The sequence below is a fragment of the Streptomyces sp. enrichment culture genome, from assembly GCF_964273145.1.
Classification (GTDB): domain Bacteria; phylum Actinomycetota; class Actinomycetes; order Streptomycetales; family Streptomycetaceae; genus Streptomyces.
Genome location: NZ_OZ186873.1, coordinates 1,484,760 through 1,509,661 on the forward strand (window position 1 = coordinate 1,484,760; position 24,902 = coordinate 1,509,661).

General features: G+C 75.0%; 26 protein-coding genes and 1 pseudogene. 8 read left to right on the forward strand and 19 right to left on the reverse strand.

What is annotated here, in order from left to right:
* Nucleotides 1–351: 351 nt before the first annotated feature.
* Nucleotides 352–1,083, reverse strand: coding sequence for a VIT1/CCC1 transporter family protein (locus tag ACSU6Z_RS06765; RefSeq protein WP_437043818.1), 732 nt, complete (start codon nucleotides 1,081–1,083; stop codon nucleotides 352–354).
* A gap of 289 nt (nucleotides 1,084–1,372) precedes the next feature.
* Between ACSU6Z_RS06765 and ACSU6Z_RS06770 the strand changes: the two genes are divergently transcribed.
* The 7 genes and pseudogenes from ACSU6Z_RS06770 (at nucleotide 1,373) to ACSU6Z_RS06800 (ending at nucleotide 9,244) form a co-directional block, all read left to right on the forward strand.
* A complete protein-coding gene (locus ACSU6Z_RS06770; protein WP_437043820.1) occupies nucleotides 1,373–2,626 on the forward strand; it encodes an ADP-ribosylglycohydrolase family protein in 1,254 nt (417 codons plus the stop codon).
* On the forward strand, nucleotides 2,623–3,897 hold the full coding sequence (locus tag ACSU6Z_RS06775) for an ADP-ribosylglycohydrolase family protein (RefSeq protein ID WP_437043822.1): 1,275 nt from the start codon (nucleotides 2,623–2,625) through the stop codon (nucleotides 3,895–3,897). Before ACSU6Z_RS06770 ends, ACSU6Z_RS06775 begins: the two co-directional genes overlap by 4 nt.
* Nucleotides 3,898–3,905: 8 nt before the next feature.
* Nucleotides 3,906–5,252, forward strand: coding sequence for an ADP-ribosylglycohydrolase family protein (locus ACSU6Z_RS06780; RefSeq protein WP_437043823.1), 1,347 nt, complete (start codon nucleotides 3,906–3,908; stop codon nucleotides 5,250–5,252).
* Entirely contained in the window at nucleotides 5,240–6,607 is a 1,368-nt protein-coding gene (locus tag ACSU6Z_RS06785) for an ADP-ribosylglycohydrolase family protein (RefSeq protein WP_437043825.1), read from the forward strand. Before ACSU6Z_RS06780 ends, ACSU6Z_RS06785 begins: the two co-directional genes overlap by 13 nt.
* 35 nt (nucleotides 6,608–6,642) lie before the next feature.
* Nucleotides 6,643–7,107: pseudogene (locus ACSU6Z_RS06790) on the forward strand (PfkB family carbohydrate kinase); the annotation flags it as partial.
* On the forward strand, nucleotides 7,104–8,339 hold the full coding sequence (locus tag ACSU6Z_RS06795) for a CaiB/BaiF CoA transferase family protein (RefSeq protein ID WP_437043826.1): 1,236 nt from the start codon (nucleotides 7,104–7,106) through the stop codon (nucleotides 8,337–8,339). The pseudogene ACSU6Z_RS06790 and the gene ACSU6Z_RS06795, both read left to right, overlap by 4 nt.
* Nucleotides 8,336–9,244 carry an HpcH/HpaI aldolase/citrate lyase family protein gene (locus ACSU6Z_RS06800; protein WP_437043827.1) on the forward strand — a complete coding sequence of 303 codons (909 nt, stop codon included), beginning with the start codon at nucleotides 8,336–8,338 and terminating at the stop codon, nucleotides 9,242–9,244. The genes ACSU6Z_RS06795 and ACSU6Z_RS06800 overlap by 4 nt, the downstream gene beginning before the upstream one ends.
* 64 nt (nucleotides 9,245–9,308) lie before the next feature.
* Here ACSU6Z_RS06800 and lgt read toward each other — a convergent pair whose 3' ends face one another.
* The 10 genes from lgt to hisI form a co-directional block, all read right to left on the reverse strand.
* The gene (lgt, locus tag ACSU6Z_RS06805; RefSeq protein WP_437043828.1) at nucleotides 9,309–10,295 is read right to left on the reverse strand and encodes a prolipoprotein diacylglyceryl transferase; all 987 of its coding nucleotides are present in this window, start codon (nucleotides 10,293–10,295) and stop codon (nucleotides 9,309–9,311) included.
* A gap of 108 nt (nucleotides 10,296–10,403) precedes the next feature.
* Nucleotides 10,404–11,177, reverse strand: coding sequence for a DsbA family protein (locus ACSU6Z_RS06810; protein ID WP_437043830.1), 774 nt, complete (start codon nucleotides 11,175–11,177; stop codon nucleotides 10,404–10,406).
* Between the two features lie 86 nt (nucleotides 11,178–11,263).
* Nucleotides 11,264–12,079, reverse strand: coding sequence for a tryptophan synthase subunit alpha (gene trpA, locus ACSU6Z_RS06815; RefSeq protein ID WP_437043832.1), 816 nt, complete (start codon nucleotides 12,077–12,079; stop codon nucleotides 11,264–11,266).
* Complete coding sequence (trpB, locus tag ACSU6Z_RS06820; protein WP_437043834.1) at nucleotides 12,076–13,362, reverse strand: tryptophan synthase subunit beta; 1,287 nt, start codon at nucleotides 13,360–13,362, stop codon at nucleotides 12,076–12,078. The genes trpA and trpB overlap by 4 nt, the downstream gene beginning before the upstream one ends.
* Before the next feature lie 330 nt (nucleotides 13,363–13,692).
* Nucleotides 13,693–14,502 (reverse strand): indole-3-glycerol phosphate synthase TrpC, encoded by an 810-nt coding sequence (gene trpC, locus ACSU6Z_RS06825; RefSeq protein WP_437043835.1) that lies wholly within the window; start codon nucleotides 14,500–14,502, stop codon nucleotides 13,693–13,695.
* A gap of 174 nt (nucleotides 14,503–14,676) precedes the next feature.
* Nucleotides 14,677–15,150 carry a DUF2752 domain-containing protein gene (locus ACSU6Z_RS06830; RefSeq protein WP_437043837.1) on the reverse strand — a complete coding sequence of 158 codons (474 nt, stop codon included), beginning with the start codon at nucleotides 15,148–15,150 and terminating at the stop codon, nucleotides 14,677–14,679.
* Between the two features lie 184 nt (nucleotides 15,151–15,334).
* Nucleotides 15,335–15,601 (reverse strand): HGxxPAAW family protein, encoded by a 267-nt coding sequence (locus tag ACSU6Z_RS06835; RefSeq protein WP_437043839.1) that lies wholly within the window; start codon nucleotides 15,599–15,601, stop codon nucleotides 15,335–15,337.
* Nucleotides 15,602–15,798: 197 nt separating this feature from the next.
* Nucleotides 15,799–16,440, reverse strand: a complete 642-nt coding sequence (locus ACSU6Z_RS06840; protein WP_437043841.1) for a TIGR02234 family membrane protein — start codon at nucleotides 16,438–16,440, stop codon at nucleotides 15,799–15,801.
* 41 nt (nucleotides 16,441–16,481) lie between these two features.
* A complete protein-coding gene (locus tag ACSU6Z_RS06845) occupies nucleotides 16,482–18,005 on the reverse strand; it encodes an anthranilate synthase component I (protein WP_437043843.1) in 1,524 nt (507 codons plus the stop codon).
* Between the two features lie 11 nt (nucleotides 18,006–18,016).
* Nucleotides 18,017–18,421, reverse strand: coding sequence for a phosphoribosyl-AMP cyclohydrolase (gene hisI / locus ACSU6Z_RS06850; protein WP_437043844.1), 405 nt, complete (start codon nucleotides 18,419–18,421; stop codon nucleotides 18,017–18,019).
* A gap of 82 nt (nucleotides 18,422–18,503) precedes the next feature.
* On the opposite strand from hisI, the gene ACSU6Z_RS06855 reads away from it, so the two are divergent.
* Nucleotides 18,504–19,139, forward strand: coding sequence for a TIGR03085 family metal-binding protein (locus tag ACSU6Z_RS06855; RefSeq protein ID WP_437043846.1), 636 nt, complete (start codon nucleotides 18,504–18,506; stop codon nucleotides 19,137–19,139).
* A 31-nt stretch (nucleotides 19,140–19,170) separates the two neighbouring features.
* Here the strand turns inward: ACSU6Z_RS06855 and hisF are convergent, their stop codons facing one another.
* From hisF to hisD, 8 genes are read right to left on the reverse strand one after another with little or no spacing between them, the layout of a single operon-like run.
* Complete coding sequence (hisF, locus tag ACSU6Z_RS06860) at nucleotides 19,171–19,926, reverse strand: imidazole glycerol phosphate synthase subunit HisF (protein WP_437043848.1); 756 nt, start codon at nucleotides 19,924–19,926, stop codon at nucleotides 19,171–19,173.
* Nucleotides 19,923–20,327: a RidA family protein gene (locus tag ACSU6Z_RS06865; RefSeq protein ID WP_437043850.1), complete on the reverse strand. Its 405-nt coding sequence runs from the start codon at nucleotides 20,325–20,327 to the stop codon at nucleotides 19,923–19,925. Before ACSU6Z_RS06865 ends, hisF begins: the two co-directional genes overlap by 4 nt.
* Nucleotides 20,324–21,049 (reverse strand): bifunctional 1-(5-phosphoribosyl)-5-((5-phosphoribosylamino)methylideneamino)imidazole-4-carboxamide isomerase/phosphoribosylanthranilate isomerase PriA, encoded by a 726-nt coding sequence (priA, locus tag ACSU6Z_RS06870; RefSeq protein ID WP_437043852.1) that lies wholly within the window; start codon nucleotides 21,047–21,049, stop codon nucleotides 20,324–20,326. The genes ACSU6Z_RS06865 and priA overlap by 4 nt, the downstream gene beginning before the upstream one ends.
* A 4-nt stretch (nucleotides 21,050–21,053) precedes the next feature.
* Nucleotides 21,054–21,698 carry an imidazole glycerol phosphate synthase subunit HisH gene (hisH, locus tag ACSU6Z_RS06875; protein WP_437043854.1) on the reverse strand — a complete coding sequence of 215 codons (645 nt, stop codon included), beginning with the start codon at nucleotides 21,696–21,698 and terminating at the stop codon, nucleotides 21,054–21,056.
* A 5-nt stretch (nucleotides 21,699–21,703) separates the two neighbouring features.
* Nucleotides 21,704–21,868, reverse strand: coding sequence for a hypothetical protein (locus ACSU6Z_RS06880; protein ID WP_437043856.1), 165 nt, complete (start codon nucleotides 21,866–21,868; stop codon nucleotides 21,704–21,706).
* Complete coding sequence (hisB, locus tag ACSU6Z_RS06885) at nucleotides 21,865–22,458, reverse strand: imidazoleglycerol-phosphate dehydratase HisB (protein ID WP_437043858.1); 594 nt, start codon at nucleotides 22,456–22,458, stop codon at nucleotides 21,865–21,867. Before hisB ends, ACSU6Z_RS06880 begins: the two co-directional genes overlap by 4 nt.
* A complete protein-coding gene (locus ACSU6Z_RS06890; RefSeq protein WP_437043860.1) occupies nucleotides 22,455–23,579 on the reverse strand; it encodes a histidinol-phosphate transaminase in 1,125 nt (374 codons plus the stop codon). Before ACSU6Z_RS06890 ends, hisB begins: the two co-directional genes overlap by 4 nt.
* Nucleotides 23,576–24,901 carry a histidinol dehydrogenase gene (gene hisD / locus ACSU6Z_RS06895; RefSeq protein ID WP_437043861.1) on the reverse strand — a complete coding sequence of 442 codons (1,326 nt, stop codon included), beginning with the start codon at nucleotides 24,899–24,901 and terminating at the stop codon, nucleotides 23,576–23,578. Before hisD ends, ACSU6Z_RS06890 begins: the two co-directional genes overlap by 4 nt.
* Between the last annotated feature and the right edge of the window lies 1 nt (nucleotide 24,902).

Sequence of the window (24,902 nt, forward strand, 5' to 3'; positions counted from 1 at the left end):
GACGACGTTGGCCCTCTGCGGAGATCTACGGTGAGATCGAAATTTCGTGCAGGTTACATGATGGGGCGATTCCCGGGAACCGGATACTCCGTTCCATCATGCGGACACCGCAGGGTCGCGGGCGGGGTGCCGTGCCCGGCGGGAGAAGCTGGGGGAACCGGCACGGACACGGTCCGGTCGGACCGGGGCCCGGCGGCCCGGAGGGGGTGGGAGAGGGCTTCGTCGCCCGCCCCACAGGCGCGCGGCGGGCCTCGTTGCCCGCAGCGCTTACGGCTCATGCCCGGCGGTCACGCGGCCGAAACCAGCAGGTAACGACTACTTATGCGAACCGGCGCATAAGTCCGAGCCGCGCTATCCTACGGCCGTTCCGAACAAACTGCCCAGGGCGTACGTCACACCCGCCGCCGCCCCGCCGAGGGCGAGCTGCCTGAGGCCGCTGTACCACCAGGTCCGCGCGGTCACCCGGGCCACCACCGCGCCGCACAGGAAGAGCCCGAGCAGCGCCAGCGCCACGGCGGGCCACAGCGCGCCGGCCCCGAGCAGGTAGGGCAGGACGGGCAGCAGGGCACCCAGCGCGAAGGACCCGAAGGACGACACGGCCGCGACCAGCGGCGACGGCAGGTCGCCCGGGTCGACGCCCAGCTCCTCGCGGGCGTGGATCTCCAGCGCCTGCTCGGGGTCGCGCGACAGCTGCCGGGCCACCTCGCGGGCGAGTTCCGGCTCGACGCCCCGGGCCGCGTAGAGGGCGGCGAGCTCGGCCTCCTCGTCCTTGGGGTGCTTCCTCAGCTCCCGCCGCTCCACCTCCAGCTCGGCCTCGACGAGCTCGCGCTGCGAGGCGACGGAGGTGTACTCGCCGGCCGCCATGGAGAAGGCCCCCGCGGCCAGGCCCGCCAGCCCGCTGAGCACGATGGCCTGCCGGCCGGCGGCCCCGCCCGCGACACCGGCCATCAGGGCGAGGTTGGAGACCAGGCCGTCCATCGCGCCGAAGACGGCGGGGCGCAGCCAGCCGCCGCTCACGTCCCGGTGCGTGTGGTTGTCGCGGTGCGCCTCGTGCAGGGCCGCTTCGGTCTCGATGATGGCCATGAGCCTTCCCCAGGTGAGGTCCGGGGAGCCGCCGCGGGCTCCCGAGCGCCCTACTTGGACGTAATCCAACTTTCGACAACACCCAATCTACGCCGATCCTTCCCCGCCTGCCAGCCAGGAAAGGCTGCGCTTACCTGCGGCTTCGCCTTCGTGCGCTCATCCGTGGGAGGCAGTGCGCAGATGTCGACCGGGTGACGCTGAGGTCACCGAGGCTGGGTGGGACACCGCACCGGGGACAGTTCCGCAAAGGGCCCGGCGCCTTCCGGGGCGCCCCCTGAGAGGAGGCCGCATGGCATCGACCGCCCGCTTTCCCTCGGTCCCGGCGCCCCAGGACGCCGGCGGCCTCCGCGAACGGGCGCGCGGCGCGCTGCTCGGCCTGGCCGTCGGAGACGCCCTCGGCGCCCCGGCCGAGAACCTGAAGCCCTCCGAGATCCGCGCCCGCTGGGGCCGCATCACGGGATACGTGGCGAAGGAGCCGTACGGCACCGACGACACCGAGTACGCGATCCTCTCCGGCCTCCTGCTGGCCCGGCACGGCTGCGCGCTCACGCCCGCCCACGTGGAGGCGGCCTGGCACGAGTGGATCGCGGACCGCGACGAGGGACCCTTCCGGGGCGCGGGCTTCAGCGAGCGCGGCACCCTGGAGAACCTGCGCCGGGGCCTGGCGGCCCCCATCTCCGCCCAGCACCGCCACGCCTGGAGCGACGGCCTGGCCATGCGGGCCGCGCCGTACGGGGTGTTCGCCGCGGGCCGCCCCGCCGAGGCGGCCCGGCTGGTGGCGATCGACGGTTCGGTCAGCCACGACGGCGAGGGCATCCACGGCGGCCGGGCGGTGGCGGCGGGCGTCGCGGCCGCCATGGCGGGGGCGCCGGTCCCCGCGGTCGTCGCCGCCGCCCTGGCCGTCGTGCCGGACGACTCCTGGACGGCCCGCTGCCTGCGCCGGGCCGTGACGGCGGCCCACCGCGGCGAACGCGCCGTCCGCTCCGCGGTGGTCGTCGGCGGCTACCCCTGGACCGACCTGGCCCCCGAGGCCGTCGCCCTCGCCTTCGGGGCGTACGCGGCGGCCGACGGCGACTTCCGGGACGCCGTCCTGACGGCGGTCAACATGGGGCGCGACGCCGACACGACCGCCGCGGTGGCCGGCGCCCTGGCCGGGGCGACGCGGGGCGAGTCCGCCATCCCGCCGGAGTGGGCCGCCGCGATCGGCCCGGCCCGCGGCAGCTGCCTGCCGGCGATGGCCGGCCACCACGTGCTGGAGGTGGCGGACCTGCTGACGCGCGGGAACCCCGCCGGACCGCCCCCGCGTCCCGGCGGACGGCCCTCCTCCGGGCCGGACGGGTTCGCGCCGGCCCCGGGCTCACGGGCCGGCGAGGGACCGCCACCACCTCCGCCGGCGCCCGCACCCGCGCCCGTGGGCGCTTCCGGCCCGGGCGCACCCGGCCCAGGGGCGTGCGCCCCGGGCCCGGCGCCCGCACCGGCCGCCTCCACGCCCGCGCCCGCGCCCCTCCGCTCCCCGGCCGGCCCGGCGGAGGCCCGGCCGTGACCCGGACCCGCCCGGCGGGCGACGAACCGGCCACGACGTCCTACGTCGCCCCGCCCGGCACGCCGCGACAGCCACCGCCCGCCGGGAACGGCCACCACCCCGGCCCCACCGCACCGGCGCCGGCCGGCTCCCCCGCCCCGCCCCGCGGCACCCGCCGCCCCCGCCGCGTCGAGGGCCTCCTGCTCGGTCTCGCCGCCGGTGACGCCGCCGGCTGGCCGGCCGGCCGGCACCGGGCCGCGCGGATGCCCGAGTGGACCCGGCGCCTGACCCGCGAACTGGACACCTTCGCCGAGCGGAACGCGACCACCACCCTCCCCGTGCCCATCGCCCTCAACCAGCCGCCGGAGCCGCTGCGCCTGGGCCCCTCGGACGACGCGGAGTGGGCGGCGTTCGCGGCGGAGGCGGTGCTGCGGGCCGGGGACGACACCGCGCTCGGGGACCTGAGCCGCGAATGCCGGATGCGGGCCGCCATCGACCTGACCTGGAACGCCGTCGCCGGCGAGGTCGCGGCCGCCGCCGAACGCGCCCCCGAGGCGGAGTCCGCCGTCCTGCCGCTGCGCGCCCGGATCTCGGTGCGGGCCGGCCTCGGCAACCTCGCCACCGGCCTGCGCCCGCCCGCCACCGGCCACGACAACCCACACTACTTCGACGACGCGGCCTGCGTCCGCGCCTGCGTCCTGGCCGTCGCCCACCCCGGCGACCCCGAGGGCGCCGCCGGCCTCGCCGAGTTCGACGCCCGCTACACCCAGGACGGCGATGGCGTGCACGGCGCGCGGGCGATGGCGGCGGCGCTCGCGTGCGCCCTCGCCGGCGACGGCGTACAGGCCTGCGTGGCGGCCGCCCTCGCCGAGCTGCCCGAGGGGACGGAGATCGGCCGCAACGCCCGGCAGGCGCTGGCGCTGGCGGCGGACGCCGGGAGCGCCTTCGCCCTGGTCCCCCTGTTGGAGCACCGGATCGTCGACCACGTCTACAGCTACGGCATCGCCGCCGCCGAGACGGTGCCGGTCGCCCTCGCCCTGGCCACCGCCGCCCGGGGCCGGATCGCGCGGGCGGTGCCGGCGGCGGCCTGCCTGTCCCGGGTCGCGGACTCCGCCCCGGCGCTGGCGGGCGCCCTGACCGGTGCCCTCGGCGGCGGCGCGGCGATTCCGGCGTCCTGGCGGGACGCCTGCCGCACGCTCCCCGGATGCGTCCTGCCCCGGCTCACCGGCACGGACCTGGTGGAACTCGCCGAACTCCTCGAAGCCACGCAACCGGCCCGCCCCGGAGGATGATGCGACCCATGACGCCCGAATCAGAAAAAAGCGCGCGAAGTGCTCGAACCGGGACGGCGAGCCTGGCGGAGCGGATCACCGGCGCCCTGGTCGGCGCGGCCGTCGGCGACGCGCTCGGCGGCCCCGTCGAGGGCTACTCACCCGAGCAGATCCTCGAACGGCACGGCGGCCGCGTCCAGGGCGTGGTCGGCCCCTGGCACGGTGACGCCTGGCGCACCGCCCGCCCCCTCGCGCCGTACCACAAGGGCGACGGCCACGTCACCGACGACACGTTGATGACGCACGCCCTGGTTCGGGTCTACGCCGCCGTCCGCGACCACCTGGACGCCTACGCGGTCGCCGAGCACCTGGTCCCGGACCTGATGACGCACCCGCGCTGGATCCCCGAGCTGGAGGCCGAGGCGCTCCCCCTCCAGCGGATCTTCCTCGCGGAGAAGTGGCTGGTGGCCCGGTTGCACTACGGGCACGCCGACCCGCGCGAGGCCGGTGTCGGCAACATCGTCAACTGCGGTGCCGCGATGTACATGGCACCGGTCGGCCTGGTCAACGCCGCGAACCCGGCGGGCGCGTACGCCGAGGCGCTCGACGTGGCGGGTGCGCACCAGTCGTCGTACGGCCGGGAGGCGGCCGGTGTCCTCGCGGCGGCGGTGGCGGCGGCGTGCGCGCCCGGCGCGACCCCGGAGTCGGTGGTGGCGGCCTGCCTGTCCCTGGCGAAGGACGGCACGCGGGCGGCGATCGAGCGGGTCTGCGAGACGGCCTCCCGCCACTCGGACTTCGAGTCCGCGCTGGCCCCGCTGCGGGCGGCGGTGGCCCCGTACGACACGGTGGGCCCCGACTACCGCGCCCCGTCCCTGAACGCGCGCCGCCCGTCCCGGCTGCACGCCCTCGAGGAACTGCCCGTCGCGCTCGGCATGCTGGTCGTCTCCGGCGGCGACTACCGCCACGCGGTGCTCGGCGCGGTGAACTACGGCCGTGACTGCGACTCCATCGCCACGATGGCGGGGGCGCTGTGCGGGGCCCTGGGCGCCGCGGTCCCGAGGGACTGGGCGCGGACGGTCGCGAAGGCGAGCCGCCTGGACCTGTGGGGACCGGCGGCCACCCTCACCGAGGTGGCCCGGGAGGTCTTCGCCCGGGACGTCCGCCGGCGCCACGCCCACGAACAGGCGTTCGCAGCACTCGACACGCGGGCCGGCGCGGAGCCCGGCCCGCCGGCCTCCCCCGGCCCCCGCGCACGGGACGTACGGGCCGCACGCGCGGACACGCGCGAGCGGGCGGGCGGGGGCGGTCCCGGACCCGCGACCGCCCCCGCGGCCGGGCCACCGGCGGGGACCGGGAGCCCGGCGTGCTCCGGCTGACCTGGGTCCAGCCCGAGGACCTGATCGGCCACGAACTGCGCCAGGCGGCCCTGGACGGCCGCGAACCGTCGGCGATCGCGGCGCGCTGGCGGGCGGCGGGCGGCTGCGACGCCCCGGCCCGGGCGGGCGCGTCGCCCGGACCCGCCTCCCGCTCTCTGCGCCTGCTGGCCCTCGACCTCCTGGACGAACTGGCCGGCCTGCCCAGCGCTCTGGCGGACGCCGAACCGACGGACCTGGCACGGATCAGGGCCCTGTGCCCGCGGTGGCCGGCCCCCTCCGGGCCCGCCCCCTCCGCTCCCCTGCGCACCCGCCTGGAAGCCGCCTGGCTCGGCCGGGCCGTCGGCTGCCTCCTCGGCAAACCCGTCGAGAAGCTCCCCCTCGACGGCATCCGCCGCCTCGCCCGGGCCACCGGGAACTGGCCCCTGTCCACGTACTTCACCGCCCGCGGCGTCCCCGAGCACCTCGCCGCGCGCCACCCCTGGAACCGCCGCTCGGCGGCGACCTCCCTCGCCGAGAACATCGACGGCATGCCCGAGGACGACGACCTCGACTACCCCCTGGTCAACCTGCTGCTCCTGAAGCGCCACGGCCGCGCCTTCACCACCGCCGACGTGGCCCGCGTCTGGCTGGACGAGCTGCCCGCCGGCCGCACCTTCACCGCCGAACGCGTCGCCTACCGCAACCTGCTGTGCGGCCTGGAACCCCCGCACACCGCCCGCCACCGCAACCCCTTCCGCGAGTGGATCGGCGCCCTGATCCGCGCCGACGTGCACGGCTGGACCAACCCCGGCGACCCGGGCGCCGCGGCCGGACAGGCCCACCGCGACGCGGTCCTCACCCACACCGCCAACGGCGTCTACGCGGCGATGTTCGCGGCGGCCGTCATCGCCTGCGCCGCCACCGGCTCCCACGACGTCCACACCTGCCTGCGCACCGGCCTCGCCGTCGTCCCGCCCGGCTCGCGCCTGGCCCGCGCCGTCCGCCACGCCATCCGGCTCGCCGGGACCCACGACGACTTCGACGACGTCGTCGACGCCCTCCACGCCACCCACTCCCCCGCCCACCACTGGGTGCACGCCGTCCCCAACACCGCCCTGATCGCCGCCGCCCTCACCCACGCGGACGGCGACTTCACCGGCTCGATCTGCCGCGCCGTCTCCGGCGGCTGGGACACCGACTCCAACGGGGCGACGGCCGGCAGCGTCGCCGCCCTGCTGGCCGGCTCCCCCGCCGCCCTCCCCGGCCGCTGGACGGCCCCCCTCAAGAACCGCCTGTCCGCCTCCGTCGCCGACTTCGACGGCACCGGCTTCGACGCCCTCGCCCACCTCACCCACCGGGAGGCCACCCGCCCATGACCGACATCGTCGTGCCCGGCGGCACGAACGTGGATCTCGTCGCCGGCGCCCGGACCGCCCGCGCCCACGGCGTCCGCACGCTCCCCACCCCCGCCCCCGCCCGGCCGCTGCCGCCCGAACTCCTCGACACCACCGGCCCGTTGCCCCCCACCCGGCACGAGGCCGCCGCGCTCACCGGCCCGACCGACCCGCGCCGGGCGGCCACCGCGCTGCTGGAACGGGTGCCCGAGGCGGTCCTCGCCCCGGGCGCGGCGGGCAGTCCGTACGCGGCCCGAAGCGCCGGGCCGCCGACGGTGCCCGCGCCCCGGGTCGCCGCCGTGGACTCCACCGGCGCCGGCGACACCTTCGCCGGCGCGCTCGCGGTGGCGCTCGGCGAGGGCCGGCCCGTGCGCGAGGCGCCGGCGTGGGCGGCCGCGGCGGCGTCCCTGTCCGTGCGGCGGCCCGGGGCGCCGGTGCCGATGCCGTGCCGCACCGGGATCGAGTCGAGGTACACGTCATGACCCACGCCACCCCCCTGCCCCCCGCCGGCCCTCACCGCCCCGGCCGCCCCGCGCCCCTGTCCGGCCTGCGCGTCCTGGACCTGGCCACCCTGTTCGCCGGCCCGCTCGCCGCCACCCTGCTCGGTGACTTCGGTGCCGAGGTCGTCAAGGTCGAGCACCCCGCGAAACCCGATCCGTCGCGCGGTCACGGCCCCTCGAAGGACGGCGTGGGCCTGTGGTGGAAGATGCTCGGCCGCAACAAGCGCGCCATCACCCTGGACCTGTCCAGACCCGGCGGCCGCAGGACCCTGCTCCGCCTCGCCGCGACCGCCGACGTGATCGTGGAGAACTTCCGCCCCGGCACCCTGGAGCGGTGGGACCTCGGCTGGGACGAGCTGTCCGCCGTCAATCCCCGCCTGGTCCTGGCCCGCGTCACCGGCTTCGGCCAGTTCGGCCCGTACGCGCACCGGCCCGGCTTCGGCACCCTGGCCGAGGCGATGAGCGGCTTCGCCGCGATGACCGGCGAACCGGACGCGCCGCCGACCCTGCCGCCGTTCGGCCTCGCCGACTCCATCGCGGGCCTGGCCACCGCGTACGCCGTGCTGACCGCGCTCGCCGCCCGGGACCGCACGGGTGAGGGGCAGGTCGTCGACATGGCCCTGATCGAGCCGATCCTGACCATGCTGGGCCCGCAGCCGATCTGGTACGACCAGCTCGGTCACGTCCAGCCGCGCACCGGCAACCGCTCCCAGAACAACGCCCCGCGCAACACCTACCGCACCGCCGACGGCACCTGGGTCGCCGTCTCCACCTCCGCGCAGTCGGTCGCCGAACGCGTGATGCGCCTGGTGGGCCGCCCCGATCTGACCGGCGAACCGTGGTTCGCCACCGGCGCCGGCCGCGCCCGCCACGCCGACGTCCTGGACGAGGCGGTCGGCGGCTGGATCGCCCGCCGCACCCGCGCCGACGTCCTGGTCGCCTTCGAGGAGGCCGAGGCGGCGGTGGCCCCCGTGCAGGACGTCCGCGACGTGATGGCCGACCCGCAGTACCGGGCCCTGGGCACCATCACCACCGTCGACGACCCCGAACTGGGCCCCCTACGCATGCAGAACGTCCTCTTCCGCCTCTCCGCCACCCCGGGCGCGATCCGCTGGGCGGGCCGCCCGCACGGCGCGGACACCGAGGAGGTCCTCACCGAGCTGGGCCTGAGCCGCACCGACGTCAAGGCGCTGCGCGAGGAGGGCGCCGTATGACCCGTACGACGGCCGCCGCCGGGCCCGGCACGCCGACCTCCGCTCCCGCTCCGGCGCCCATCGGCCCGCCCCACCCGCCGGCCGTCCCCCTGACCTGGCTGTACGCCCCCGGCGACCGCCCCCAGGTGGTGGCCAAGGCCCTGGCGGCGGGGGCCGACGTGGTGGTGGTCGACCTGGAGGACGCGGTCGCCCCGGAGCGCAAGGGGTACGCCCGCGCGGCCACCGCCGATCTGCTCGGCGAGGCCCGGTCGGTGCCGGTCCACGTCCGGGTGAACGCCCTGGACGGCCCGCTGGCGCGGGCGGATCTGGCGGCGGTGGCCGGCCTGCCCGGCCTGTGCGGGCTGCGGCTGCCGAAGGTGACCTGCCCGCAGCAGATCGCCGCCGCCGCCGAGGCCACCGCCCGGACCGGCGCGGACGGCCCGCCGCTGTACGCGCTCCTGGAGTCCGCTCTGGGCGTCGAACGGGCCTACGCCCTCGCCCGTGCCCACCCCGCCCTGCGCGGCATCGCGCTCGGCGAGGCGGATCTGCGGGCCGACCTGGGCGTGCGCGGGGACGCCGGTCTGGACTGGTCCCGCTCCCGGGTGGTGGTGGCGGCGCGGGCGGCGGGCCTGGCCCCGCCCGCGCAGTCGGTCCATCCCGACACCCGCGACCTGGAGGGGCTGGCGGTCTCCTGCGCCCGCGGCCGGGCCCTGGGCTTCCTGGGCCGCGCGGCCCTCCACCCCCGCCAGCTGCCGGTCATCGAGCGCGCCTACCTGCCCACCGCGCGGGAGCTGGAGGAGGCGGAGACGATCGTGGCGGCGGCGACGGGCCGGCCGGGCGCCCAGGCGCTGGCGGACGGCCGCTTCGTCGACGCGGCCGTGGTGGCGGCGGCCCGGCGGACCCTGTCGCTGGCCCGCCGCCCCTGACGCGCGCCGAGGGCGCCCGGGAATCCCCGGGCGCCCTCGGCGCTGTACGGCACGGGGCCGGACGTCAGCCCTTCTCGGCCGAGTCGGCCTTGTCCTGCGCCTTGCCCGTGCCGGCGTCCTTCGCCCGTTCCGCGTCCGTGCCGGCGTCCTCGTCGGCGTCCGTGCCGGCGCCGGAGGAACCGGACGGCGCGTCACCGGACCTGCCGTCCCTCTCGTCCCCGTCGCCGAAGTCCTCCGCACCCGGCTCGACGACGGCCTCCCGGCCCGGCCGCTTCCTCGCCGACACGACGATGTACGTCACCGCCAGCAGGAACACCACGAGCGCGGTCCAGTTGTTGAGCCTGAGGCCCAGGATGTGGTGGGCCTCGTCGACGCGCATGTACTCGATCCAGAAGCGGCCGGCGCAGTACGCGGCGACGTACAGCGCGAACGCCCGCCCGTGGCCGAGCCCGAAGCGGCGGTCGGCCCAGATCACCAGCAGGGCGACGCCGATGCACCACAGCGACTCGTACAGGAAGGTCGGGTGGTAGGTGCCCGGGACCCGCCCGTCCGCCGACGAGGTGATCTCCACGGCCCACGGCAGATCGGTCCTGCGCCCGTACAGCTCCTGGTTGAACCAGTTGCCCCAGCGGCCGATGGCCTGCGCGAGGGCGATGCCGGGTGCGACGGCGTCGGCGTACGCGGGCATCGGGATGCCGCGGCGGCGGCAGCCGATCCACGCGCCCAGCGCTCCGAGCGCGATCGCGCCCCAGATGCCGAGGCCGCCCTCCCAGACCTTGAAGGCGTCCACCCAGTTCCGGCCCTCGCCGAAGTACAGCTCGTAGTCCGTGATCACGTGGTAGAGCCGGCCGCCGACCAGGCCGAAGGGAACGGCCCAGACCGCGATGTCGGCCACCGTCCCGGACCGTCCGCCACGGGCGATCCAGCGCCTGTTGCCGAGCCAGACGGCAACGAAGACGCCGATGATGATGCAGAACGCGTAGCCGCGCAGCGGGACGGGGCCGAGGTACAGCACCCCGCGCGACGGGCTGGGAATGTAGGCAAGTTCCATGGCAGGGTCGACGCTACCGTGCCGGGCGGGACCGGTGGCGGGCGGCCCGGCTACGGGTCCGTAACGGGCGGGCGCCGCCCGCGCCCCGTCCCTCGCTCATCCCTTGGCTCATCCCCCGTTCGCGTCCTGCACCAATTGCTTGAGCCTGGCCGGTGTCATCGAGCGGTCCTGGTAGATGTTCCTGCCGTCCAGCAGCACGGTCGGGGTACCGCGGAAATCGCTCTCGCGGAAGGCCTCGGCGGACTTGTCGACCCAGCCGTCGTGCGTGCCGTTCTCCACGCACCGGCGGAAGGCGGGCGTGTCGAGGCCGTCGACCTTCCCGGCGAGCTCGATCAGCTTGTCGTTCCGTCCGAACGCGTCGTCGGTCTCGGCGGGCTGGTTGTCGTACAGCACGTCGTGGTACGGCGTGAACTTCCCGGCGTCCTGGGCGCAGGCCGCCGCGTTGGCCGCCTTGCGGGAGCCGCTGCCGCCCATGCCGCCGTCGATGATCGTCGCCAGCCGGTACTCGACCCTGAGTTGCCCGGCGTCGGCCAGTTCGTGGATCGTGGAGCGGTAGGCCTGCTCGAAGCTCTTGCAGGCCGGGCAGCGGAAGTCCTCCCAGACGGTGAGCGTCGACCGGGCGCTCGCCCTGCCGACCGGGATCACCAGGCTGTCCTCGCCCTGGGCGCCCGAGGGGGCGACGACCGGGCCCGCGGTGTCGCCTTCGTCCTTGCCCGCGTTGGCGGCGATCACGCCGATCACCGCCGCGAGGCCGAGGACGCAGACCACGCTCGCCCCCACGATCAGTGCGCGCCGTCGCTTCTCCGCGCTCCTCTGCTTCTCGCGCTCGGCCGCCAGCCGCTCCCGGGCGGTGCGCTTTCCGTCACGGTTCTTCTCGCTCACACCCCGCAGAACGAACCGGGGAGGCGCACCGCGCCTCCCCGGTCCCAGGTCCACTCGTACGGGGGACCCGTGTGAACCGCCGCCTGTCACGCCTGTCCGCGCACGCCCTTGGCGAGGTCCCCCGCCAGCGCGCGGACCGCCTCGACGCCGGCCGCGTGGTCGGGGGCGTCCAGCATCCGCTTGACGAAGGCCGAGCCGACGATCACGCCGTCGGCGAAGCCGGCGACCTCCCGGGCCTGGGCGGCGTCGGAGACGCCGAGCCCGACGCAGACGGGCAGGTCGGTGGTGGCGCGGGTGCGCCGCACCAGGTCCTCTGCCTGCGAGCTGACCGAGGCGCGGGTGCCGGTGACACCCATGAGGGAGGCGGCGTAGACGAAGCCGCTGCCGGCCGCGGTGATCTCGGCGAGCCGCTCGTCCCTGCTGCTGGGCGCCACCACGAAGACGGTGGCGAGGCCGTGCTTCTCGGCGTGCTCCCGCCACAGCGCCGACTCCTGCACCGGCAGGTCGGGCAGGATGCACCCGGCGCCGCCCGCCTCGGCGAGTTCGGCGGTGAACCGCTCGACGCCGTAGCGGTCGATGGGGTTCCAGTACGTCATGACGAGGATCGGCTTGCCGGTGGCCTCGTACGCCTCGCGGACGGTGCGCATCACGTCGGCGATCCTCACGCCGCCGCGCAGGGCGATGTCGTCGGCGGTCTGGATGACCGGGCCGTCGAGGACCGGGTCGCTGTGCGGCAGGCCGACCTCGACGACGTCGGCGCCGCCCTCCAGGGCGGCCTTGACCGCGTCGATGCCGCCGTCCACGGTGGGGAACCCGGCCGGGAGGTAGGCGATGAGGGCGGAGCGGCCCTCGGACTTCGCCGCGGCGAGGGTGTCGTTCAGCAGCCGTACGTTCCCGCTCACTTGGCGTCTCCCTCGATCTCGGCGGTGGCGCCGGCCTCGTCGGCGGCGACCTCGGCGTCGGTGTCGTACAGCCCGAAGTAGCGGGCGGCGGTGTCCATGTCCTTGTCGCCGCGACCGGAGAGGTTGACGACGATCAGCCCGTCCCTGCCGAGCTCCTTGCCGACCTCCAGGGCGCCGGCCAGCGCGTGGGCGCTCTCGATGGCCGGGATGATGCCCTCGGTGCGCGACAGCAGGCGCAGGGCCTGCATGGCCGCGTCGTCGGTGACCGCGCGGTACTCGCCGCGGCCGGAGTCCTTCAGGTAGGAGTGCTCCGGGCCGATGCCCGGGTAGTCCAGGCCGGCCGAGATGGAGTACGGCTCGGTGATCTGGCCCTCGTCGTCCTGGAGGACGTAGGAGCGGGAGCCGTGCAGGATGCCGGGCTCGCCGGCGGTGAGGGTCGCGGCGTGCTCGCCGGTCTCGATGCCGTGCCCGGCGGGCTCGCAGCCGATGAGGCGGACGGAGGCGTCCGGGATGAAGGCGTGGAAGAGGCCGATGGCGTTGGAGCCGCCGCCCACGCAGGCGATCGCGGCGTCGGGCAGGCGCCCGGCGCGCTCCAGGATCTGGCGGCGGGCCTCGACGCCGATGACGCGGTGGAAGTCGCGGACCATGGCCGGGAAGGGGTGGGGGCCGGCGACGGTGCCGAAGAGGTAGTGGGTGTGGTCGACGTTGGCGACCCAGTCGCGGAACGCCTCGTTGATGGCGTCCTTCAGGGTGCGGCTGCCGGACTTCACGGCGATGACCTCGGCGCCGAGCATGCGCATGCGGGCCACGTTGAGGGCCTGGCGCTCGGTGTCGATCTCGCCCATGTAGATGGTGCAGTCGAGGCCGAAGAGGGCGCAGGCCGTCGCCGTCGCCACGCCGTGCTGGCCGGCGCCGGTCTCCGCGATCACGCGGGTCTTGCCCATGCGCTTGGTGAGCAGGGCCTGCCCCAGCACGTTGTTGATCTTGTGGGAGCCGGTGTGGTTGAGGTCCTCGCGCTTGAGGAAGACGCGGGCGCCGCCTGCGTGCTCGGCGAACCGGGGCACCTCGGTCAGGGCGCTGGGGCGGCCGGTGTAGTGGACGAGGAGGTCGTCGAGTTCGCGGGCGAACTCGGGGTCGGCCTTGGCCTTGTCGTACTCGACGGCGACCTCGTCGACGGCGGCGACGAGCGCCTCCGGGATGAACTTGCCGCCGAACGCGCCGAAGTAGCCCTCGGCGCTGGGGACGTGACCCTCCGGGTCGGGAACGAAGAACTCGCTGGGCATGCGGAAGAGCCTCACGGTGAGTGTGGGTGAGCACGGATCGCCGTGGGGGCGGGGGTGGTCAGCGGCCGGCTGCGGGCCGTGTGGGGTCGCTCGCGCCCACGCGGCGACGTCGCGTGTCCGGGCCTGGCCCCGCGCCCCTTTCGGGGCGCTGCCATCGCCGCCCGTTCACCTGCCCGGGCTCGTCCCCGATCACGTACCGCACCCGGCGTCCGTGGACCCGGCGCGCGGGCGCGCGGCAGCCGCGCGGGCGGCAGCCGCGGGCCAGGCGCGCGTACGGGTCCCTGGCCGGCAGGGTGATCGGGGGCTTCATCGGGGCCAAGCCTACCGGGGTCAGTCCCGCCCGTGCCGCAGTGCGGGATGTTCGCCCGCCGCCACCAGGTCGGCGACCGCGGTCTTCGGGTCCTTGCCGGTGACGAGGGACTCGCCGACCAGGACGGCGTCGGCGCCGGCGTTGGCGTAGGCGATCAGGTCGTGCGGGCCGCGGACGCCGGACTCGGCGACCTTGACGATGCCCTCGGGAATCTCCGGGGCGACCCGCTCGAAGGTGCCGCGGTCGACCTCCAGCGTCTTCAGGTTGCGGGCGTTGACGCCGATCACCTTGGCGCCCGCGTCGAGGGCGCGGTCGACCTCGTCCTCGTCGTGCACCTCGACCAGCGGGGTGAGGCCGATGGACTCGGCGCGCTCGATGAGCGACTCCAGGGCCGACTGGTCGAGGGCGGCGACGATCAGCAGCGCCAGGTCGGCGCCGTACGCGCGCGCCTCCCACAGCTGGTACGACGTGACGATGAAGTCCTTGCGCAGCACGGGGATGTCCACGCGCGCGCGGACCGCCTCCAGGTCCGCCAGCGAGCCGCCGAAGCGGCGCTGCTCGGTGAGGACGGAGATGACGGCCGCGCCGCCCGCCTCGTAGTCGGCGGCGAGCCCGGCCGGGTCGGCGATGGCGGCCAGCGCGCCCTTGGACGGGCTGGAGCGCTTGACCTCGCAGATCACCTTGACGCCGTCGCCGCGCAGCGCGGCCAGGCCGTCCTTGGGTGCGGGTGCCTTGGCCGCGCGCTCCTTGAGCTCGTCGAGGCTGACGCGCGCCTGCCGCTCCGCGAGGTCGGCACGGACTCCGTCGATGATCTCGTCGAGCACACTCACGCGAGCGGCCCCCTTCCAACGGTTGGCTTCATGCGGACGCTTCCGTTCCGGCACCTCGCCGCGTCGGGCGGATCACCAGGCGGAACCGATGGTCCCTGTGATGGTATCCGCTGGCCGGCACGGGCCCCGCATCCGGTGGACGCCGGTCCCGCCACCCGGACGTCCGCGCCGTGGTCAAGGGTGGAGCCAGCCACCGAACGGCAGGTTCCGGACGATGGTGAAGACCAGCAGCAACGCACCCGCCGCCCACACGTACCGCGGGGCGGGGTCGATCCGCAGGGGACGGCCGCGTGCCGCGCGGACCACCCAGACGGTCCACAGCACGGCGAAGCCCACATAGCCGAGGACGGCGGGCGCGTTGGCCTGCAGCGCCGCCGTGAGGTCCCCGTGGGCGAAGGCGTGGGCGCTGCGCAGGCCGCCGCAGCCGGGGCAGTACAGGCCGGTGAGGCGCAGCAGCGGGCAGGCCGGGTAGTGGCCGGGCTCGTTGGGGTCCACGGCCCCCACGTAGGCGAAGGCGCCGGCGACGGCCGCGAGCACGCCGGCCGGTACGGCGAGCCGGGCGGCGGCGCGTAGGCCGGCCGGCGGGGTCGGCGGGGTCGCCGCCGTGCGGTGCGTGATGTTCCGGCTGTCGGCGTCCACGTCCCGCATTGTGCCCCGCGCGGGGCGGCGGCGCGCGGGGCACAGGGCGCACACGCGCGTGGAGGGGCGGCCGGCACCCGGATGTGCCGGCCGCCCCTCCACGGAACCGCGCCCGGCCCTGCGCACGCGGTCCGTCCGCGGCGGGCCCGGCCGGAAGGCCGCAGCGGACCCCGTACGGGACGCCGTGGGAGGATCAGCCCTCGACGCTCGCCGGCCGGCGCTTGTCCGCCTTCTCCTTGTCCGTGGCCAGGTGCACCGGGTGGGTGTCCTTCGGCTGGCCGAGGCCCATCGCACGCATGATGGCGCCGACGACACCGCCGAGGAGCACGACCGCCACGCCGGCCCAGAAGCCCACGGGCTGGGCCATCACCGTGAAGACGCCCGCGATGCAGAAACCGATGAAGGCGATGATGACACCGGTCCAGGCGGCCGGGGTGTGACCGTGGCTGCTGCCCGCCATTGCTTGCTCCTCGTTGCTGTGTACGTGTCCGAGCGGGACGCTCGTGCGCCCATTGTCCCGCACCCGCGCGCGCGCAGTGATCGGGGGTGCTCCCCGGTACGCGGGAGGGCAAGACCCGTCGGGCACCGGGCCCGGGTGCCGCGCGTGGACGGGTGCCCACGCGCGTGCGGGCGAACCTTCGCGCGGACGGGCCGCGGTCAGGCGCCGGTCGGGTCCTCGCCCCGGTCGAGGGCCTTCCACAGATCCTCGGGGCGGTCGGGGTCGACGGCGGTGGCCGCACGGCGCGGGCGGGGGGCGCCGGTGCGCTCGTAGCGGCCCGACATCGCGGGCCACAGCCGGCCGTAGCGCAGGGCGAGCAGCCCGGCCAGCAGGATCAGGGCGCCACCCGCGGCGGCGGCGTAGGGCCAGGCGGTGTGGGTGAGGGCGTCCACGGTGGCGGCGGTGTCGCCGGAGGCCTTGGCCGCCTGGTCGTCGAGGGCGGACCCGTCGGAGGCACCGGTGAGGGCCGCGGCGACGGTGCCGGCGCCGCACAGGGCGAGCAGCCCGGCGACGACGACGCGCCCGGCGCGGCGGACGGCGAAGACGGCGACGAGCGCGGCGAGGCCCACTATGGCGAGCGCCGCGGGGACGCCGGTGACGTCGCTTCCCCTGGCGGTCAGCGGGAAGGTGCCGCCGGCCACCGACGCGGTGCCCGCCGCCCACTGCTGCCGGGTGGCCAGCAGCGCCACGGCCGCGCCCAGCGCGCCGCACAGCAGGGTGAGGGCGAGGCTGCGGCGGCCGGTCCGGGCGGGACGGGCGGCTTCGGTACGGGGGTGCGGTACGGCAGTCACGTACTCCACTATCGCCCGAACCCCGGGCGAACCGTCACCCGGGGTTCGCCTCAGGCCCTTCCCAGCCGGTTCGCCGTGTGGACGGCCCGCAGGACCGCCGCCGCCTTGTTGCGGCACTCGGTGTCCTCGGCGACCGGGTCGGAGTCGGCGACGACACCGGCGCCCGCCTGCACGTAGGCGGTGCCGTCGCGCAGCAGGGCGGTGCGGATGGCGATGGCCGTGTCGGAGTCGCCCGCGAAGTCGAGGTAGCCGACGCAGCCGCCGTACAGGCCGCGGCGGGAGGGCTCCAGTTCGTCGATGATCTGCAGGGCGCGCGGCTTGGGCGCCCCGGAGAGGGTGCCGGCCGGGAAGCAGGCGGTCAGCACGTCGAAGGCGGTCCGGCCCGGCGCGACGCGGCCGGTGACGGTGGAGACGATGTGCATGACGTGCGAGTAGCGCTCGATCGACATGAAGTCGACGACCTCGACGGACCCGGGCTCGCAGACCCGCCCCAGGTCGTTGCGGCCCAGGTCGACGAGCATGAGGTGCTCGGCGCGCTCCTTGGGGTCGGCGAGGAGTTCCTCGGCGAGGGCCTGGTCCTCCTGCGGGGTGGCGCCGCGGGGCCGGGTGCCGGCGATGGGGTGGAGCATGGCCCGCCCGTCCTCGACCTTGACCAGTGCTTCGGGGGACGAGCCGACGACGTCGAACCCGTCGAAGCGGAACAGGTACATGTACGGGGAGGGGTTGGTGGCCCGCAGCACCCGGTAGACGTCCAGGGCGCTCGCGGCGCACGGCGTCTCGAAGCGCTGGGAGGGGACGACCTGGAAGGCCTCCCCGGCCCGGATGCGCTCCTTGATGTCCTCCACGGCCGCCTGGAAGTCGGGGCCGCCCCACCGCGCGGTGTACTCGGGCAGCTCGGAGGGCGGCAGCACGGCCGGGGGCTGGGCGACCGGCCGGGACAGGTCGGCCTCCATGGCGTCCAGGCGGGCGACGGCGTCGGCGTAGGCCTCGTCGACGCCGGTGTCGAGGTCGTTGTGGTTGATCGCGTTGGCGATCAGCAGGACGGAGCCCTCCCAGTGGTCCATGACGGCGAGGTCGCTGGTGAGGAGCATGGTGAGTTCGGGCAGGCGCAGGTCGTCCCGGTCGCCGGGGCCGACCTTCTCCAGACGGCGCACGATGTCGTAGCCGAGGTAGCCGACCATGCCGCCGGTGAAGGGCGGCAGGGCGAGGTCCTGGGCGAGGTCGCGGGGGGTGTGCAGGGTCTCGACGGTGGCGCGCAGCGCGGCGAGCGGGTCGCCGCCGGTGGGGACGCCGACGGGCGGGGTGCCGAGCCAGTGGGCCTGCCCGTCCCGCTCGGTCAGCGTGCCGGCGCTGCGCACGCCCACGAAGGAGTAGCGGGACCACGAGCGTCCTCCTCCAGGGCTGAACGCCTGGGAGGTACCCCCGTCGGCGGACTCCAGCAGGAAGGTGCCGGGGCGCTCGGCGGCCAGCTTGCGGTAGAGCGCGACCGGCGTGTCGCCGTCGGCGAGGAGCTTGCGGGTGACCGGGATGACCCGGCGGTCGACGGCCAGCTTGCGGAACGTTTCGAGGTCCATGGCGGCCGACCCTACTGATCCGCGGGCGCCGCGCCGGAACCGGCGCCGCCGCCGTCGCGGAGCAGCACGTCGGCGTCGAAGCAGGTGCGGGCGCCGGTGTGGCAGGCGGCGCCGACCTGGTCGACCTTGACCAGGACGGTGTCGGCGTCGCAGTCCAGGGCGACGGACTTCACCCACTGGAAGTGGCCGGAGGTGTCGCCCTTGACCCAGTACTCCCGGCGGCTGCGCGACCAGTAGGTGCAGCGGCCGGTGGTGAGCGTGCGGTGCAGCGCCTCGTCGTCCATCCAGCCGAGCATCAGCACCTCACCGGTGTCGTACTGCTGGGCGATGGCGGGCAGGAGGCCGTCGGGGCTGCGCTTGAGGCGCGCGGCGATCTCCGGGTCGAGGCGGCTGGGCCGGGAGGGCGTGCTGGTCATGCCGACCATTGTGCCGCGCGCCCGCGGTACGTCCTTGCCGCGTTCGCTGTGCGGACGCGCCACCCGGCCGTACGCTGACTCCATGTCGACATTCGCCAAGCGTGAACGGCTTCTGCTGGCCGACCTGCTGGAGACGGCCGGACCCGACGCCCCCACCCTGTGCGAGGGCTGGCAGACCCGTGACCTCGCCGCGCACGTGGTGGTGCGCGAGCGCCGGCCCGACGCGGCCGGCGGCACCCTGATCAAGCAGTTGGCGACGCGGCTGGACCGGGTGATGGAGGAGTACGCCGCGAAGCCGTACGAGGAGCTGATCCGGCTCATCCGCACCGGTCCGCCCCGCTTCTCGCCCTTCTCCCTCAAGCAGGTCGACGAGGCGGCGAACACCGTCGAGTTCTACGTCCACACCGAGGACGTCCGCCGCGCCCAGCCGGACTGGACGCCCCGTGAGCTGGACCCGGTCTTCCAGAACGCCCTGTGGTCCCGGCTGGAGCGCACCGCCCGCCTGGTGGGCCGCGGTGTCCCGACCGGCCTGGTGCTGCGCCGCCCCGACGGCCAGACGGCGGTCGCCCACCGCGGCACACCGGTGGTGACGGTGACCGGCGAGCCGTCCGAGCTGCTGCTGTTCGCCTTCGGCCGGCAGGACGCGGCGCGGGTGGAGCTGGACGGGGAGAAGGACGCGATCGCCCGGCTCCGGGAGACCAGGCGGCTCGGGATCTGACCTCGGCGGGGCGGCCGCGCCCGGCGCGGGGTCACCGCACCGGGTGCCCCGCCTCCCGCAGCGTCTGCTTCACCTGGCCGATCCGCAGGTCGCCGAAGTGGAAGACGGAGGCCGCCAGGACCGCGTCCGCGCCCGCCGCGACGGCCGGCGGGAAGTCGGCGAGCCGGCCGGCGCCGCCGGAGGCGATCACCGGGACGGTGACGTGCTTGCGGACGGCGGCGATCATCTCCAGGTCGTAGCCGTCCTTCGTGCCGTCGGCGTCCATGGAGTTCAGCAGGATCTCGCCCGCGCCCAGCTCGGCCGCCCGGTGCGCCCATTCGACGGCGTCGATGCCGGTGCCGCGCCGGCCGCCGTGGGTGGTGACCTCGAAGGAACCGGTCCCGGTACGGCGGGCGTCGACGGACAGGACCAGCACCTGGCGGCCGAAGCGTTCGGCGATCTCGCGGATCAGGTCGGGGCGGGCGATGGCGGCGGTGTTGACGCCGACCTTGTCGGCGCCCGCGCGCAGCAGCTTGTCGACGTCCTCGGCGGTGCGGACGCCGCCGCCGACCGTGAGCGGGATGAAGACCTGCTCGGCGGTGCGGCGCACCACGTCGTACGTCGTCTCGCGGTCGCCCGACGAGGCGGTGATGTCCAGGAACGTCAGCTCGTCGGCGCCCTCGGCGTCGTACACCTTGGCCATCTCGACGGGGTCGCCCGCGTCGCGCAGGTTCTGGAAGTTGACGCCCTTGACGACCCGGCCGCCGTCCACGTCCAGGCAGGGGATGACTCGGACCGCCAGGGTCATGACTGCTCGGCTCCTCTGAATGCCTCTATCTCGACTTCGACCAGGATGCGCGGGTCCACGAAGCCCTCCACCACGAGGAGGGTGGACACCGGGCGCACCCGGTCGAAGATTTCCTTGTGGGCGCGGCCCACCTCGTCCACGTCCCGGGCGTGCGTCAGGTACATCCGGGTGCGGATCACGGACTCGACGCCGAGCCCGAACCCGCCGATCGCCTCGAGCGCGCTGGTGAAAGCCGTCCTGGCCTGTTCGTACGGGTCGCCCTCGCCGTACAGCACGCTGCCCCTGAAGGAGGTCGTGCCCCCCACCAGGACGCGGTCGCCCGCCGCGACGGCGCGTGCGAAACCGAAGGACTCTTCCCAGGGGCTCCCGCTCTGCGCGCGCCGCACGGCTTCGGATGTCATGACGACACGGTCTCCAGGGCCTCTTCCAGGGTGAACGCCTTCGCGTACAGCGCCTTGCCGACGATGGCGCCCTCGACGCCGAGCGGGACCAGCCCGGCGATGGCGCGCAGGTCGTCCAGGGAGGATACGCCGCCGGAGGCGACGACCGGGCGGTCGGTGGCCGCGCAGACGTTCCTCAGGAGGTCGAGGTTGGGGCCCTGGAGGGTGCCGTCCTTGGCGATGTCGGTGACGACGTACCGGGCGCAGCCCTCCTTGTTCAGGCGCTCCAGCGTCTCGTAGAGGTCGCCGCCGTCGCGGGTCCAGCCGCGGCCGCGCAGGGTGGTGCCGCGCACGTCGAGGCCGACGGCGATCTTGTCGCCGTGCTCGGCGATGACCTTGGCGACCCACTCGGGGGTCTCCAGGGCGGCCGTGCCGAGGTTGACGCGGGTGCAGCCGGTGGCGAGGGCGGCGGCGAGGGTGTCGTCGTCGCGGATGCCGCCGGACAGCTCCACCTTGATGTCCATGGCCTTCGTGACCTCGGCGATCAGCTCCCGGTTGTCGCCGGTGCCGAACGCGGCGTCCAGGTCGACCAGGTGCAGCCACTCGGCACCCGCCTGCTGCCAGGCCAGGGCGGCCTGGAGCGGGGATCCGTAGGAGGTCTCGGTGCCGGACTCGCCGTGCACGAGGCGGACGGCCTGGCCGTCGCGGACGTCGACGGCGGGGAGGAGTTCGAGCTTGGCCATGTCTCTACAGGGTTCCGATCCAGTTGGTGAGGAGCTGGGCGCCGGCGTCGCCGGACTTCTCGGGGTGGAACTGCGTGGCCCACAGGGCGCCGTTCTCCACGGCCGCCACGAACGGCTTGCCGTGCGTGGACCAGGTGACCTTGGGCGCGGTCAGGGCCGGGTTGTGGGTCTCCAGCGACCAGTCGTGGACGGCGTAGGAGTGCACGAAGTAGAAGCGCGCGTCCGCGTCCAGGCCGGCGAACAGCTCGGAGCCGGCCGGCGCCTCCACGGTGTTCCAGCCCATGTGGGGCACGACGTCGGCCTGGAGCGGCTCGACCGTGCCGGGCCACTCGTCCAGGCCCTCGGCCTCCACCCCGTGCTCGATGCCGCGGGCGAAGAGGATCTGCATGCCGACGCAGATGCCCATGACGGGGCGCCCGCCGGACAGGCGGCGGTCGATGATCCAGTCGCCGCGCGCCTCCCTCAGGCCCTGCATGCAGGCGGCGAAGGCGCCGACGCCGGGCACCAGCAGGCCGTCGGCGTTCATCGCCTTGTCGAAGTCGCGGGTGATCTCGACGTCGGCTCCCGCGCGCGCGAGGGCGCGCTCGGCGGAGCGGACATTGCCGAAGCCGTAGTCGAAGACGACGACCTTCTTCGAGGGTGTGCTCACCGTGCTCAATTCCACACCTCCAGACGCAGGACCCCGGCGACCAGGCACATCGCGGCGCCGACGGAGAGCAGCACGATCAGGCTCGCGGGCATCTTCTGCTTGACGAAGGAGATGATCCCGCCGACCAGGAAGAGGCCGACGACGATCAGGACGGTCGAGGTGCCGTTCACAGCGCGCCCTTCGTCGAGGGCAGGATGCCGGCGGCCCGCGGGTCGCGCTCGCTGGCGTAGCGCAGGGCCCGCGCCAGCGCCTTGAACTGGCACTCCACGATGTGGTGCGCGTTGCGCCCGTAGGGCACGTGCACGTGCAGGGCGATCTGGGCCTGGGCGACGAAGGACTCCAGGATGTGCCGGGTCATCGTGGTGTCGTACTCGCCGATCATCGGCGCCATCTTCTCGGGCTCGGTGTGCACGAGGTAGGGGCGGCCGGAGAGGTCGACGGTGACCTGGGCGAGGGATTCGTCCAGCGGGACCGTGCAGTTGCCGAAGCGGTAGATGCCCACCTTGTCGCCGAGGGCCTGCCGGAAGGCGGCGCCCAGCGCGAGGGCGGTGTCCTCGATGGTGTGGTGGGAGTCGATGTGCAGGTCGCCCTCGGTCTTGACGGTCAGGTCGAACAGACCGTGCCGGCCGAGCTGGTCGAGCATGTGGTCGTAGAAGCCGACCCCGGTGGAGATCTCCGTGCGGCCGGTGCCGTCGAGGTCGATCTCGACGAGGACCGACGTCTCCTTGGTGGTGCGTTCCACGCGTCCTACGCGGCTCATGCGTTCAGCTCCTTCTTCAACTCACGGACCGCGTCGAGGAACGCGTCGTTCTCCTGTGGCGTCCCGGCGGTGACGCGCAGCCATCCCGGTACGCCGTTGTCCCGGACCAGGACGCCCCGGTCGAGGATCCTCCGCCACGCCGCGTGGGCGTCGGCGAAGCGTCCGAACTGCACGAAGTTCGCGTCCGATTCCGTCACCTCGTAGCCGGCCGCGCGCAGTTCGGCGACGAGCCGGTCCCGCTCGGCCTTCAGCTGCTCGACGTAGGCGAGCAGCGTGTCGGTGTGCTCCAGGGCGGCCAGCGCGGTGGCCTGGGTGACGGCCGACAGGTGGTACGGCAGCCGGACGAGCTGGAGGGCGTCGACGACGGCCGGGTGCGCGGCGAGGTAGCCCAGGCGCAGGCCCGCCGCGCCGAACGCCTTCGACATCGTGCGCGAGACGACGAGGTGCGGGCGCCCGTCGAGCAGCGGCAGCAGCGAGCCGCCGTGGCTGAACTCGATGTACGCCTCGTCCACGACCACCATCGACGGCTTGGCCGCCTGCGCGGCCTCGTACAGGGCGAGGACCGTCTCGGGCGGGACCGCGGTGCCGGTGGGGTTGTTGGGGGAAGTGATGAAGACGACGTCCGGGCGGTGCTCGGCGATCGCCTTCTCGGCGGCGACCGGGTCGATCGTGAAGTCCTCGGCGCGGGGACCGGAGATCCAGCCGGTTCCGGTGCCGCGCGCGATGAGGCCGTGCATCGAGTACGACGGCTCGAAGCCGATCGCGGTGCGGCCCGGGCCGCCGAAGGTCTGCAGCAGCTGCTGGATGACCTCGTTGGAGCCGTTGGCGGCCCACACGTTCTCGACGCCGACGGGGTGCCCGGAGGTCTTCGTCAGGTAGGCGGCGAGCTGGGTGCGCAGCTCGACCGCGTCCCGGTCGGGGTAGCGGTTCAGGCTGCGGGCGGCCTCGCGCACCCGCTCGGCGATCCGCTCGACCAGCGGCTCGGGCAGCGGGTACGGGTTCTCGTTGGTGTTCAGCCGTACGGGCACGTCGAGCTGGGGCGCGCCGTAGGGGGTCTTGCCGCGCAGCTCGTCACGGACGGGGAGCTCGTCCCAGGGGGACGCGGGGGTGTTGCCGGTCACTTGCCCTCGGGAACCTTCCAGTCGAACCGGGCCTTGATCGCCGCGCCGTGCGCGGGCAGGTCCTCCGCCTCGGCCAGCGTCACCACGTGGTGCGCGACCTCGGCCAGCGCGTCCCTGGTGTAGTCCACGACGTGGATGCCGCGCAGGAAGGACTGGACGGACAGGCCGGAGGAGTGGCAGGCGCAGCCGCCGGTGGGCAGGACGTGGTTGGAGCCGGCCGCGTAGTCGCCCAGCGAGACCGGGGCCCAGGGGCCGATGAAGATCGCGCCGGCGTTCCTGACGCGGTCGGCGACCGCGGCGGCGTCGGCGGTCTGGATCTCCAGGTGCTCGGCGCCGTAGGCGTCGACCACGCGCAGTCCCTCGTCGATGCCGTCGACGAGCACGATCGCGGACTGCCTGCCGGACAGGGCCGGGCGGATCCGGTCCTCGACGTGCTTGGCCGCGGCGGTCTGCGGGGCCAGTTCCTTCTCCACCGCGTCCGCCAGTTCCGCGGAGTCGGTGACGAGGACGGCGGCGGCCAGCGGGTCGTGCTCGGCCTGGCTGATCAGGTCGGCGGCGACGTGCACCGGGTCGGCGGTGTCGTCGGCGAGGATCGCGATCTCGGTCGGGCCGGCCTCGGCGTCGATGCCGATCTTGCCGGTGAAGTAGCGCTTGGCCGCGGCGACCCAGATGTTGCCGGGGCCGGTGACCATGTTGGCGGGCGGGCAGGACTCGGTGCCGTGGGCGAACATCGCGACGGCGGTGGCGCCGCCGGCGGCGTACACCTCGTCGACGCCGAGCAGGGCGCAGGCGGCGAGGATCGTCGGGTGCGGCAGGCCGCCGAACTCGGCCTGGGCGGGAGAGGCCAGGGCGATCGACTCGACGCCGGCCTCCTGCGCGGGCACGGCGTTCATGATCACGGAGGACGGGTAGACGGACCGGCCGCCGGGGGCGTACAGGCCGACGCGCTCCACCGGCACCCACTTCTCGGTGACCGTGCCGCCGGGCACGACCTGGGTGGTGTGGGTGGAGCGGCGCTGGGCGCGGTGGACGAGGCGGGCGCGGCGGATCGACTCCTCCAGGGCCGCGCGCACGGCCGGGTCGAGCCGCTCCAGGGCGTCGGCGAGCGCCTGCCGCGGCACCCGGACGGATTCCAGCCGTACGCCGTCGAACTGTTCGGCGAAGTCGATCAGCGCCGCGTCGCCGCGATGATGCACGGCCTCGCAGATGGGACGCACCTTCTCCAGGGCGGCCGCTACGTCGAAGTCGGCTCGGGGCAGCAGGTCACGCAGGGCGGGGCCCTCGGGAAGGGCGTCGCCGCGCAGATCGATTCGGGAGATCACG